The organism is Amycolatopsis sp. NPDC034160, from assembly GCF_055575355.1.
This window is the reverse complement of the sequence record NZ_JBVISU010000026.1, coordinates 1-12,451: the sequence shown is the minus strand read 5'-3', so window position 1 is coordinate 12,451 and position 12,451 is coordinate 1. Positions and strand designations below refer to the sequence as shown.

Sequence of the window (12,451 nt, the reverse complement as noted above, 5' to 3'; positions counted from 1 at the left end):
CCTCTGCCAGCGCGCCCAGTCCCGGCGCATATCCACGCGCTTCGTCCAACGCGATTGCCCGAACGTCCACAAGGGCCAGATCGGGCCCTCCACCTAGGTCGAGGTGGTCGCGAGCGGTGAATCGGGAGCCGGACATGTCCCCGATGCGGCATTGGAGACGGTCAGCGTCTCCAATGCCGCATTGGGGCTACGGCGTGTGCAGTTTGTCGACCTCGACCGCGAGCAGGACGCGGTTCTGCTCGGCCCCTCCCCCGAAGCCGGGATAAGGGCGGCCCAGGTACTTCCGGGACAACTCGTCGATGTGGTCTCGGGCGTCGTCGGGAGTGATGGCCGTGACTCTGCCGCGCAGCGCCCAGCACCGGGCCGGCGACGCGGGATCGGCGATGCCGATGGCGATGCGCGGGTCACGCCGTCGTCACGAAACAGATGGCCTTCGCGTTGAGTACGGCGAGCAAATTGCCGGGCAGAGCGATCATGAGTTCCTTTTTCAGTCTGGTTGTTCGTTGTAGAGTCGTTCGATGACCGCTTCGTCTGGAGCCTGACCGGACAGGTCGGCATGGCGCATGCCCGCCAGTGCGATCCGGAGCGCGCGGCGCCACAGCTGTGGGGCGAAGGTTCGGGAAGCGTCCATGACGCTGCCCACCATGACGTGCACCGCGACGAAGTCGGCAGGGGTGGCACCGGGAGGCAGTTGACCCGCGCGGACAGCCCTGTCGATCAGGTCGGCCACCAGCGGGGTCATCTGCCGGCGTGCCCGGTGAACCAGTGTGGTGGCCTGGTCACGGCTGCGCAGCAGTTCACCCAGCCCCCGGCTCTGTGCCTCGATCTCGAGTTGCCGCTCGAGGAACCAGGACAGCCCCTCCCAAGGATCATCGCGCCGCGAAGCCTCCTCGGCCAAGCCGAGGACGGTCTCGATGTGCTCACTGAACAAGGCGTCGAGCAGATCCTGTCGCTGCGGAAAGCGGCGGTACATCGTGCCCATTCCGGTTCCGGCGGCTCGAGCGATTTCCTCGTAGGAGACGTCCAATCCCTTCGAGGCCATGAGGTCGAACGCCGTGCGCAGCAGAAGCTGCCGGTTGCGCTCGGCATCGCGGCGCAGGGATGGAGGCGGCTGGTCGGTCACCTACCGGACGATACCTAAGTGGAGGGAAAATTCCAAGTTGAATACGTCTTCCACTTATGCGTTAGGGTGACGTCATCCCTTGCCGAGATTCCAGGAGCGTCCGATGACATTCACCCCCACCGACGCGGTCGTCGAGCCGTTCACGATCGCGGTTCCCGAGGCCGAATTGCTGGACCTTTGGCGCCGTCTGACCGCTACCCGATGGCCGGACCGGGAGACGGTCACGGACGGGAGCCAGGGGCCACGGTTGGCTCGTATCCGGGCCCTTTGCGAACACTGGGCCGACGATTACGACTGGCGACGGGCCGAACGGGACATCAACGCCCTCGGCTCGTACCGATCCGTCGTCGACGGGATCGGCATTCATTTCCTGCACGTTCGCTCGGCCGAACCGGCCGCGCGACCGCTGCTGTTGTGCCATGGCTGGCCCGGTTCGGTCCTGGAGTTCCGACACCTGATCGGCCCGCTGACGAACCCGGTGGCGTACGGCGGCCACGCCGAAGACGCGTTTCACGTCGTGGTCCCCTCCATGCCGGGCTTCGGATTCTCCGACAAACCCGCCACGACGGGCTGGAACATCTCCCGGGTCGCCGACGCGTGGATCACCTTGATGCGGCGTCTGGGGTACGACGACTGGTTCGCGCAAGGCGGTGACTGGGGCGCGTCCGTCGTCGAGCAGCTCACCCGCAAGGCGCCACATCGGTGTCGCGGTGTGCATTTCAACCTGCCGCTGGTCTTCCCCACGGAAGACGAGATGAACGAGGCGACCGAACAAGAGCAGCGGATGATGGCGCACGCGCGGCGCTACCGCGACGAACTGGACGCCTACGCCCGCGAACAAGCCACTCGGCCGCAGACGATCGGCTACTCACTGGCGGACTCACCGGCCGGGCTGGCCGCCTGGATCTACACCCTGTTCGAAGATGTCACCGATAGCGCCGGCAACCCCGAAGACATTCTCTCCAGAGACGAGATCCTCGACGACATCATGCTCTACTGGCTGCCCAACGCCGCGGCGTCCTCAGCTCGGCTGTACTGGGAAGAGCGTCAAAACAGCGCGATGTCCGGAGTTTCGACGGAACCCAATCCCGTCCCCGCCGGCTTCAGCGTCTTTCCCGGCGAGGCGGTGCAAGCCTCGAGGCGCTGGATCGAGCGGCGCTATCGGCACGTACTGCATTACGCCCAGTTGGAACGTGGAGGCCACTTCGCCGCCCTTGAGCAGCCGGACGCTCTCATCGACCAGATCCGGATGACGTTCCGCTCGCTGTGAGGCACTTGATCCGCGGATTCGCGCGGGTCACGAAAGCGGGCGCGGCGCGTCCGCACGCGCTTCGTCCAACGATCCTGCCCGAATGTCCACAGTGACGCTGGGGGGACGGGCTCTACCGGTAGCTTCTCGAGAAACGGGACGTCCCCGCCGCGGCCGGTGTCCGGGATGGACCGATTTTCCAGTTCGCGGAATCGGCATCGTGGGCGATTCCTTTCGGAAATACCCTCGGCTTCTGCCGAGCGAGGCGCTCGTGAACGTATGGAGAGGCAATCCGTGGACATCGCACTCGTGACATCCAGCGCTTTTCCCGGCAAGGACTGGTCCGACCGGGACACCCCGATACTGCAAGCCAGCCTTGAAGAACAGGGCTGCGGCACGCGGATCCTCAACTGGGACGACTGCCCCGGCGTGGACTGGACCGCGTTCGACGTGGTCACCGTCCAGTCCCCGTGGAGCATGTGGTTGAAGCTGGGGCAATTCCGGGAATGGGTGAATTCCCTGCATCAGCAGGGTGTCCGGTTGGCGAACCCGCACCCGATCATCATGGGCGGAATGAGCAAGGAATACCTTCCGCTGGTCGAGGAGTGTGGAGCAAGGACCATCCCGACCACCGTGGTCCGGCCCGGCGACCGTATCGGCACGGTCGCCGGGGAGACGATCGCCCGCGCGGAACGCGACTTCGGTGAACGAGCCGTCGTCGTCAAACCCATCTCGTCCGGCGGGACACTCGGCGCCGCGCGGGTCACCGAGGAGCGCGACCTGGTCGCGAAGCTCGAAGCCTTCGGTCAGGCCGGGGTCACCGCCTGCGTACAGCCCTATATCTCCAGCATCGATTCTGTGGGGGAACACGGGATCATCATGATCGACGGCGAGTTCTCCCACGCGATCACCAAAGACGCCATCCTCGCGGCGGGGCGCGCCGGAACACAGTTCCATCCGAACGCCCGAGCGGGCTACCCCGAGCACGGCGAGGATCTCGCCGACATCGACGCCGCCTACGAGGCCTATCTGAAGACCGTTCCGGTACATCCGAACTCGGTTCGGCTGGACTTCCTCCGTCATCCCACCACCGGCAGGCTGCTGCTCCTGGAGATCGAGTCGGTGGCCCCCGTGAAGTTCTTCCCCCTCTACCCGGCCGCTGCCGCCCGCTATGCCCGATCGCTGATCGCCGTGGCGGCCGAGCAGCACCTCGTCCGGCCCTGACTGGGTCTCGCACCAAGGAAGAAAAGGCAAAGAAAATGCCCGATTCGTCGAAAACCCTCCGCCGGTCGGAAACCGAAGGCGCGCCGAACCCTCTCGCACCGCCCGCGCCGAGGAAGCCCTCCACGACGCAGGTCGCGCCCACGACAGCGAACTCCTCTTGGCATGTCAAGGCCTCGCAACCGGTCAACTACGAGGTCCGGGTGTGTCACCGCGTCTTCGATTTGGACCGTACCGATCTCCTTGACGCCGGCGGCCCGGGCGATGGCCGAGCGCCGCGCCGCTTCGTCGTGGTGGACGAAGCCGTCGAAAGGCTTTACGGAGCCGACCTCCGGCAGTACCTGGATCACCATCACGTCACCCACGAGATCATGGTCGTGAAGTCGGGCGAAGTACGCAAAGAAATCGACGTGGTACTGCGTTTCGTGGAGCGGCTCGACAAGTTCGGGATCGACCGCAGGCGCGAGCCGGTCATCGTCGTGGGCGGCGGTGTCCTCATGGACATCGTCGGGCTCGCCGCCAGTCTCTACCGTCGCGGAACCCCCTTCGTGCGGGTCCCGACGACCCTGGTCGGCCTGGTCGACGCCGGAGTCGGGGTGAAAACCGGAGTGAACTTCAACGGCCACAAGAATCAGCTGGGCACGTATGCGGCCGCCAAACTCACCCTGCTCGATCGCAGTTTCCTCTCGACGCTGAGCCGTCGTCACATCAGCAACGGTCTCGCGGAGATCTTGAAGGTCGGCTTGATCAAGGACGAAGCACTGTTCGGCCTTCTCGAGCGTCACGGCCGGCTCGTGCTGGACGAGAACTTCCAAGGGCTGTCACCCGAGGGGGACAATGCCGCCGCCGCCATCCTCGAAGGCGCGATCACCGGCATGCTGGAAGAACTCGAACCGAATCTGTGGGAAGAGACGCTGGAACGCAGCATGGACTACGGGCACACCTTCAGTCCCTCGGTCGAAATGCTCGGGCTCCCGTCGATGCTTCACGGTGAAGCCGTATGCCTCGACATGGCGCTGAGCACCGCGCTCGCCTACGGGCGCGGACTGATGGACGAGGACGAGTGCGGCCGCGTGTTCGCGGTGATGTCCGATCTCGGACTGCCGACCTGGAGCCCTTTGCACACGCCGGAGGTATTGGGGCAGGCGCTGCACGCGACGGTCCGGCGGCGCGACGGGCAGCAGCGGTTGCCACTGCCCGTCGGCATCGGGAAGAACCTGTTCGTCAACGACGTCCGCGACGAGGAACTGGTCTCGGCCATCGAACTGCAACGGGAGATGGCCTTGCGGGGTTCCCTGGAAGTCGCGTGACGCGCGACGAGAAACCTTCTACCACAAGGTCTGGCCACCCTCGATCGCGAGGTTGTGCCCGGTCATGTAGTCGGAGACCCCACTGGCCAGGTAGACGACAGCGCCCTGCAGGTCGGCGACTTCACCGAGCCGACCGGCCGGTATGGTCGAAATCCATTCGTCCACCAGGGGGGCGAGCGCCTCCGATTCTTCGATCAGGGCGGTCCTGATGATTCCCGGCGATATGCAGTTCACCCGGATACCGCGGTCGGCCCATTCCGCGGCCAGTGTCCGGGTCAGGCTCACCACCGCTCCCTTGGAAACGTTGTACGACACCTGTTTCTGGGGGTGAGGCACGATCAGCGACGCCATCGACGCCGTGTTGATGATCTTTCCGTACCCGTTCGGGAACATCGCCTTCGCTTCGCGCTGACACGTGATGAACACTCCCCTCAGGTTGAGGTTGTGCACCATGTCCCATTCGTCGAGCGTTGTTTCCTCGGCCGCCGAGTTGAGGTTGATCCCCGCGTTGTTCACCGCGATGTCCAGCCTGCCGAACGTATCCACTGTGGTGCGCACGAAGTCCTCGATGGATCGTTCGTCGGCGGCGTCGCCATGGATCGGGATCGCTTCCGCGCCCTTCTCCTTTAACTCGTCGGCGACCTCCGCAGCACGGTCCGCACTGAGGTCGACGACCGCCACCTTGGCACCCGCCTCAGCGAGGGCATGTGCGAAGGCACGGCCGATGCCCTGCCCGGCTCCGGTCACCATGGCGGTCCTGCCGGTCAACCGGAACCGGTCCATGATCGATCGGGTATCGGAAGCCGCCTGCGCACCGCTGGATGATTTGTTCATATCTGCACTCGATTCTCGCCCGAAGGGGAACTCACCGGTCGAAACTATACTGACCCGGCGTGCTTTTCCACAGAAGATTCGTTGAGGAGTGTCATGGACCTGCCTTTCGACCAGAGCCGCATGGACGCGCTTATGGAGAAGTCCGGCGCCGACGCGGTGATCGCCACCACTCGCTTCTCCATCCAGCACCTACTCGGTGGATATCGGTACTTCTTCTTCGCCAATCTCGACGCGATCGGCGTGTCCCGGTACCTGCCGGCACTCGTCTATTTCAAGGGCGCACCCGAGAAGTCTTTTTATGTCGGCTGCGGCAACGAGGAATGGGGGACCTCCGTTTTCCCGCTCTGGGTCCCCGACGTCCGGCATCTGTCCTGGTCCAGCGTGGACACGGCCCACTCGATCGTCGAGGGGCTGCGGGAACGCGGCCTCGAGAACGCGACCATCGCCGTGGAGAAGGCATTCCTTCCTTTCGACGCGGGCGAAGTGCTTCGCACCGAGTTGCCGGGGGCGACCTTAGTGGACGCTCATCCGGTCCTCGAAGGGATACGCGCGATCAAATCCGCTCAAGAGCTCGATCTGGTACGGATCGCTTCGGTCGGGATCATCGAATCCATGGCGGCCACCTTCGCCGCGTCCCGTCCCGGTGAAACGAAAAGTGAGATCGTCGAACGGTTCCGCCGGGAACAGACCGATCGAGGGCTGGTCTTCGACTATTGCCTGGTGTCGTGCGGTCCTGAGTTCAATCGCGCCCCCTCGTCCAGGGTGTGGCAGGAGGGGGAACTGCTGTCGCTGGATTCCGGCGGCATGTACCAGGGGTACATCGGCGATCTGGCCCGGATGGCGGTAGCCGGTGAACCGACCGGTTTGATGCGGGATCTGCTGGCCGAGGTCGAAGCGGTGCAACAGAGTGTGCGCGCGGCGGTGGCACCCGGCAGGCGGGGTGGTGATGTCTTCGCCTTGGCCGACAAGGCGCTCGCCGAGTGCCCCCACGCGAAGGAGATGTTCTTCGTGGGGCACGGGATGGGCCTCATCACTCACGAAGCCCCTCGCCTGACCGGTACCGGGCCGGTCCCCTACCCCGGCGACCACGCAGAAGCCCCGCTCGAAGTGGGCATGGTCCTGTCCCTGGAGACGACGCTGTCCAATCCTGAAGTCGGCATCGTCAAACTGGAGGACACACTGATCGTGACGGAGGACGGCTGGGAAGCCCCCGGTGACGAGGCACGTGGCTGGAACCGTCCGGGGCCGGGCGGCGAACGGTGAGCCTGCGTTCCCGCATCGTCGACGGTGATCCACTGCTCGGCCTGATTCTCAAGATCCCGGCTCATTCAGCCGTGGAACTTGCCGGTCACCTGGGTTTCGACTTCGTGCTGCTCGACACCGAGCACGCGTCCGCCGAGACGGTCGAGGTGGAGCACCACATCCGGGCGGGTGACGCCGCCGACATCCCCGTACTGGTGCGTATCGCCGGAAGCGACCCTTCGTCCGCGCTGCACGCACTGGACGCGGGTGCCACGGGAATCGTCGTCCCCCACGTGTCGGACGCCGCGGACGCCGAGGCCGCGGTCCGCGCCGCGCACTACCCGCCCCGGGGAATACGCAGCCTCGCGGTGAGCACACGAGCAGGCCGCCACGGCACCTTGACCCTGGACGAGCATCTGGCCAAGGCCGCGAACGAGACCGTGGTCGTGGTCCAGGCCGAAGACCGGAACTCCGTCCAAAACTGCGCCGCGATAGCCGCGACCGAGGACGTCGACGCCGTCTGGATCGGACCGACCGACTTGTCACTCTCGCTGGGCATACCAGGGGATTTCGAGCATGTGGACTACCGATCGGCCGTCGACCGGATAGCCGAGGCGGTGAAGTCCGCGCCACAGTGTTCGTTGTGCGCGCTCGTGCATCGCCCCGACCAGATCGAGGAATGGCGGAGCCGCGGTGCCGGCATTCTCCTCTTCAACTACAACACCGTGGTGGTGGACGGGTTGCGTAATATCGTCGACCTCGCCAGGGAATAGCGGGAGCGTGCTCGCCTCTCGTTACCGCGAAGTCGAGTGCAGGACCCGCGCCGCACCGTCCAATGTGGTTGGCCACGCCTTGGTGATGGCCTCCCACGCCCACCGAAGGGGAACCCTTCCGGCCAGCAGCAGAATCGGCGGATCACCCCACCGGGTCGCCACAACGGCACCTACCTGTTCCGGCTCGCCGGAGATCGGTACGTCGTCCGGGAGGAAGTCCAAAGTGTACTTGTGCCCGCTGACGGTCAGATCGTCCCACAATCCCGACGCCGCGCAGGTGAAGCTGCGCATGCCGCCGCGGGCCTCGCCCTGATCCGGCATCCGCGCGTAGGGGTACGCGAGGTTGTATTCGCCGATGGTTTCGTACACCGCGAACGGCGCGCTCTTCTGCCGGTACGCCACGACCATGACCCGAGGATAGGAAGCGACGGATCACGGACGCAGCCCGCCGCACTCGATCTGCCCGAAGTGGACACCCGTCCTGACCCCGAATACCCCGGTTCCCGGACGAGTGCGGGCGGCCTCAGGGTGCAGCCGGGCGGTCAGCGCAGCATCAGCACCAGCGATTCGAGGCCGTGCATGGCCGTGCTGTCGCGCCAGCGCAGATCGTCCACGGCGGACAGCACCTCGATGTCGGCGAACCGGTCCAGCAGGCGCCCGAAAGCGATCTCGCCCTCCATCCGGGCCAGCGGTGCCCCGAGACAGAAGTGCGGCCCGTGGCCGAACGCCAGGTGACCACCCCGCGGCCGGGTGATGTCGAGCCGGTCCGGGTCGGTGAAACGGGCCGGGTCGCGATTGGCGGCCAGCCACGACACCATGACGAAGTCGCCGGCCGGGATCACCACACCGGCGATCTCTACCTCTTCGGCGGTGTAGCGGGGCGAAGACAGGATGTTCGGTGTCTCGTGCCGCAGGAACTCCTCGATCGCGGTCGGCATCAGGCTCCGGTCCGCCCGCAGCAGCGCGAGCTGGCCGGGGTGGCGGGACAGGCTGAGAACACCGCCGCTGATCAGGTTCACCGTGGTCTCGAAGCCACCGATGAGCAGGACGACGGAGACCGCGATCAACTCCGGCGGGGAAAGCCGGTCGCCGTCCTCACCGGCGTGCACGAGCTGGGAAAGCAGGTCGTCGCCGGGGTTCTCGCGTTTGGCCGCGATCAGCCCGTGCAGGTAGCCCGCCATCCGCATGGTCGCCGAGCCCGCCTCCTCGGTCGCTCCGGCATCGACCATCGTTCTCGACCACGTGGTGAACTGCTCGTGGTCCTCGAACGGCACCCCCAGCAACTCGGTGATGACCCGGATCGGCAGTGGGTAGGCGTAGGACTCCAGCAGCTCCACCGAATCGCGGTCCATCATCGCGTCGAGCAACTCGTCCGCGATCTGCTCGATCCGCGGTCGCAGCGACTCGACGGCCCGGCCGGTGAACGTCTTCGCGACCAGCTTGCGCAGCCGGGTGTGCTCCGGCGGGTCCAGGTTGAGGAGGTTCATCGCGAAGTCCTCGGAGAACGGACTCTCCTCGTCTTCGCCCAGCGCCATCCGATGCATCCGGTCGTACACGCGGTGGCTGCTGAAGCGGGGATCCGCCGCGATGGCCCTGGCTTCTTCGTACCCGGTCACCAGCCAGACGGCCATGCCGCTGGGCAGCACGACAGGGCGAATAGGTGCGCCTTCGCGTAACTTCGCTCCGACGCCGTGCGCGTCTTGGACGAAGTCGTCACCGAGCACGAGCGGTCCGGTTGTGGTCATGGGATTCTCCTTGTGCGGCAACGATTCAGCCGAGCCGGAGCTCAGGTCGGTAGAGGTCGAACCAGTGGTAGAGGTCCAGCACCCGTTCGAGGCCGGTGCGCAGCCTGCCGGTGACCGCGGCGGGATCCTGCGCGGTCGCGCGGCGGACCCACTCCGCGTCGAAGATCTCGAACAGCGGATGTCCGGCTTCGGCGAGCACGTCGTCCGCCTGCCATTGCAAAGCTTTGGCGTAACCGGTGTCCTGTGTAGACGGATACGGACTCTTGACGCGCTCGGTGACCGACCGGGGCAGCAGACCGGCGACCGCCCCGCGCAGCAGGCTCTTTTCCCTGCCACCGTCGGCTTTCATCGACCACGGCGTGTTGTAGACGTACTCGATGAGGCGGTGATCGGCGAAGGGCACCCGGACCTCCAGCCCGACGGCCATGGACATCCGGTCCTTGCGGTCGAGCATCGCGCGCACCAGCCTGGTCACGTGCAGATGGCTGCTGCGGCGCATCCGGCGCTCCAGCGCGTCCTCACCGTCGAGATGGTCGATGGCGGCGACGGCGGTGCGGTACTCGTCGGCGACATAAGCGCCGATGTCCAGGTCCCGGCTGAGTTCGGGACGCAGCATTTCGGTCCGGTCACCGGTGTAGGCGTTGCTGAACGCCAGCCACGGGAACGTGTCGGCGTCGCGGGCCGCCGGATGGTGGAACCAGGCGTATCCGCCGAACAGCTCGTCGGCGAACTCGCCCGACAGCGCCACCGTGCACTCTTCGCGGATCGCCCGGAACAGCAGGTACATCGAGGAGTCGATGTCGCCGAGCCCGATCGGCATGTCCCGTGCCGCGACGACGGCGCGCCGCAATCCGGGGTCGGCCAGCGCGTGGGAGTCGAGCACGATGTCGTGGTGCACCGAGCCGACGTGCGCGGCGACCGCACGGACGAACGGCGAGTCCGGCGTCTCCCGCAACTCGTCGGGGCGGAAGTTCTCCTCGTACCCGGCGAAATCCACCGAGAACGTATGGGTCTTCTCCCCTCGCGTGCACAGTTCCGCGGCGGCGACCGCGGTGACGGCGCTGGAGTCCAGGCCACCGGAGAGCAGCACGCACTGCGGCACATCCGACACCGTCTGCCGCCGCACCGCGTCCCCGAACAACTCGCCGACCTTCTCCACGGTGGTCACGAGGTCGTCGGTGTGCGCCGTGGTCTCCAACCGCCAGTAGGTGTGGTGCCGGATGCCCGCACGGGTCACCGTCACGACGGTTCCCGGCTCGACCTCGTACATGTCCTTCCACAGTGACCAGCCGGGAGCCTTGGTGAACCCGACCAGCTCACGCAGGCAGCCGGTGTCCACGACGCGCGGAAATCGCGAATTGGCGAGGATCGCCTTCGGTTCGGAGCCGAACAACACTCCGTCGGAGGTGCGGTGGTAGTAGAGCGGCTTCACACCGACTCTGTCGCGGATCAACACCAGCTTGCCGCAGCGCTCGTCCCACAACCCGAAGGCGTACATGCCGTTGAGCCGCTCGGCGACCGCCTCACCCCACTCCAGATAACCGCGCAGCACCACTTCGGTGTCGCTGTGGGTGGTGAACCGGTGCCCCCGGCCCTCGAGTTCGGCGCGCAGGTCCAGGAAGTTGTAGACCTCACCGGAGAAGGTGAGCGCGACTGTCCCGGACGGAGTCCGGACCTCCATCGGCTGCGTACCTCCTGGCAGGTCGATGACCGCCAGCCGGCGGTGCCCCAGCGCGACATGGGTGCGGATCCAGGTCCCGCCCGCGTCCGGGCCGCGGTTGCCCAGCGTCTCCGTCATCGCCTCGATGAGGGGCACGCTCGTGGTGAGGTCGCTGTCGAAGGCGACCCAGCCGGTGACTCCACACATGGTTCGTCGTCCTCAGAATCGGTTCGGCGCGCGCGTGACGAACACGCGGTGGCCGAGGGGGATCAGCGGATGGCCGTCGCCGGGCAGGCCGAGCACCCGGTCGAGTCCGGCGTTGTCGAGTACTTCGTTCCACTACGGCAGGTGGGATCCATTGAGGGGTAAGGCAAAGGTGTCGTGTTGCGAGCGACGTCGGCTCGCGCCGCGGCCTGATGTCCCCAATGCGGCATTGGGGACGCTGACCGTCTCCAATGCCGCATTGGAGCCATGCCCGCCTCCCCCAGCCCTCAAGGAGGTGTCGCGCAAGCCGCTTTCGCAACACCAAGCCTGACTCCAGGGCATGCCACCTAGGCGGTGCGCGTTCCCCCGAAGGCGGCGCCCGCTGCCCGTGTCGCGAAAGCCACTTTCAGGACACGTAATGTCCCGAAAGTGGCTTTCGCGACACCTTCGGAGCGCCACCGCCCAGTACCGAATCCTGATGCCCAACACGACACCTTCGCCTTACCCCTCAACAGAACTCCTCGACAGCGGATTCGGTAATCACCGGCGTCCGGCATCCGATCGAATATCGTCATGCTATTGGCAACGATAGTCATTTTCGACAAAGTGTGACGACAGGCACCGGCGAAATCGGGGAATCGCACTTCCGCGGTGAATATCGTTGCGCGCCGAAGGAACGCCACGGGGGTCGTGAAGGGCAAGTTTTGATCGCTCGAAAGGTAAGGAAGAAACGCAATGAGCGTTTTTCATCCTGGGGTGGGCGGTCGCTTCTCGCCTTCGGTGCGGGGAAAGCGAAGTCCTGATGGTGGCTTGCGGAAACCCTGCGCAAGTAGTCGTCTGGTTGTGAGTCAAGGCCTGGTCGCGGATGTCCGTGAAGGCCCCGCACCTGCTGTGAGGGTCCGGGTTCAGGTGCCGGATTCTCACGACTCGTCGTTGTGCACCCGCTGGTGCGGCTGTGCCCGGCACGAGCTTGATCCACGGAAGATCGGGGACGTTGAGCCTGGATCCACCGGTGTGTTTGTGGGTTGGTCTTGGTGGTGGTTGTTGGTGTTGTTTCCGGGTTGGTGGGCAGGATGGGGTGCCGGTCGTC

General features: G+C 65.7%; 10 protein-coding genes. 5 read left to right on the top strand and 5 right to left on the bottom strand.

The genetic code is table 11. The features are described from left to right. Positions 1-487: 487 nt before the first annotated feature. The gene (locus ACZ54P_RS34810) at positions 488-1,123 is read right to left on the bottom strand and encodes a TetR/AcrR family transcriptional regulator (protein ID WP_465465857.1); all 636 of its coding nucleotides are present in this window, start codon (positions 1,121-1,123) and stop codon (positions 488-490) included. 103 nt (positions 1,124-1,226) lie between these two features. Here ACZ54P_RS34810 and ACZ54P_RS34805 point away from each other — a divergent pair, with 103 nt between their 5' ends. From ACZ54P_RS34805 to ACZ54P_RS34795, 3 genes are all read left to right on the top strand, one after another. Next, on the top strand, positions 1,227-2,393 hold the full coding sequence (locus ACZ54P_RS34805; RefSeq protein WP_465465856.1) for an epoxide hydrolase family protein: 1,167 nt from the start codon (positions 1,227-1,229) through the stop codon (positions 2,391-2,393). Positions 2,394-2,666: 273 nt separating this feature from the next. Continuing rightward, positions 2,667-3,596 (top strand): ATP-grasp domain-containing protein, encoded by a 930-nt coding sequence (locus ACZ54P_RS34800; RefSeq protein WP_465465855.1) that lies wholly within the window; start codon positions 2,667-2,669, stop codon positions 3,594-3,596. Between the two features lie 35 nt (positions 3,597-3,631). Then, positions 3,632-4,903 carry a sedoheptulose 7-phosphate cyclase gene (locus tag ACZ54P_RS34795; protein WP_465465854.1) on the top strand — a complete coding sequence of 424 codons (1,272 nt, stop codon included), beginning with the start codon at positions 3,632-3,634 and terminating at the stop codon, positions 4,901-4,903. Between the two features lie 18 nt (positions 4,904-4,921). Here ACZ54P_RS34795 and ACZ54P_RS34790 read toward each other — a convergent pair whose 3' ends face one another. After that, positions 4,922-5,737: an SDR family NAD(P)-dependent oxidoreductase gene (locus ACZ54P_RS34790; protein WP_465465853.1), complete on the bottom strand. Its 816-nt coding sequence runs from the start codon at positions 5,735-5,737 to the stop codon at positions 4,922-4,924. A gap of 93 nt (positions 5,738-5,830) precedes the next feature. Between ACZ54P_RS34790 and ACZ54P_RS34785 the strand changes: the two genes are divergently transcribed. Together ACZ54P_RS34785 and ACZ54P_RS34780 are read left to right on the top strand one after the other, a co-directional pair. Then, entirely contained in the window at positions 5,831-7,000 is a 1,170-nt protein-coding gene (locus ACZ54P_RS34785; RefSeq protein WP_465465852.1) for a M24 family metallopeptidase, read from the top strand. After that, a complete protein-coding gene (locus tag ACZ54P_RS34780) occupies positions 6,997-7,752 on the top strand; it encodes an HpcH/HpaI aldolase family protein (RefSeq protein ID WP_465465851.1) in 756 nt (251 codons plus the stop codon). Before ACZ54P_RS34785 ends, ACZ54P_RS34780 begins: the two co-directional genes overlap by 4 nt. Positions 7,753-7,773: 21 nt before the next feature. On the opposite strand, the gene ACZ54P_RS34775 is transcribed toward ACZ54P_RS34780, so the two are convergent. The 3 genes from ACZ54P_RS34775 to asnB form a co-directional block, all read right to left on the bottom strand. Continuing rightward, positions 7,774-8,160: a hypothetical protein gene (locus tag ACZ54P_RS34775; protein ID WP_465465850.1), complete on the bottom strand. Its 387-nt coding sequence runs from the start codon at positions 8,158-8,160 to the stop codon at positions 7,774-7,776. Between the two features lie 134 nt (positions 8,161-8,294). Then, the gene (locus ACZ54P_RS34770; RefSeq protein ID WP_465465849.1) at positions 8,295-9,497 is read right to left on the bottom strand and encodes a cytochrome P450 family protein; all 1,203 of its coding nucleotides are present in this window, start codon (positions 9,495-9,497) and stop codon (positions 8,295-8,297) included. Between the two features lie 25 nt (positions 9,498-9,522). Continuing rightward, a complete protein-coding gene (gene asnB, locus ACZ54P_RS34765; protein WP_465465848.1) occupies positions 9,523-11,364 on the bottom strand; it encodes an asparagine synthase (glutamine-hydrolyzing) in 1,842 nt (613 codons plus the stop codon). Between the last annotated feature and the right edge of the window lie 1,087 nt (positions 11,365-12,451).

Excerpts from the sequence above, each read along its gene's own strand:
- ACZ54P_RS34790 (WP_465465853.1), bottom strand. The coding sequence starts at position 5,737 with ATGAACAAATCATCCAGCGGTGCGCAGGCGGCTTCCGATACCCGATCG.
- ACZ54P_RS34805 (WP_465465856.1), top strand. The coding sequence starts at position 1,227 with ATGACATTCACCCCCACCGACGCGGTCGTCGAGCCGTTCACGATCGCG.
- ACZ54P_RS34770 (WP_465465849.1), bottom strand. The coding sequence starts at position 9,497 with ATGACCACAACCGGACCGCTCGTGCTCGGTGACGACTTCGTCCAAGAC.
- ACZ54P_RS34775 (WP_465465850.1), bottom strand. The coding sequence starts at position 8,160 with ATGGTCGTGGCGTACCGGCAGAAGAGCGCGCCGTTCGCGGTGTACGAA.
- ACZ54P_RS34785 (WP_465465852.1), top strand. The coding sequence starts at position 5,831 with ATGGACCTGCCTTTCGACCAGAGCCGCATGGACGCGCTTATGGAGAAG.
- ACZ54P_RS34795 (WP_465465854.1), top strand. The coding sequence starts at position 3,632 with ATGCCCGATTCGTCGAAAACCCTCCGCCGGTCGGAAACCGAAGGCGCG.
- asnB (WP_465465848.1), bottom strand. The coding sequence starts at position 11,364 with ATGTGTGGAGTCACCGGCTGGGTCGCCTTCGACAGCGACCTCACCACG.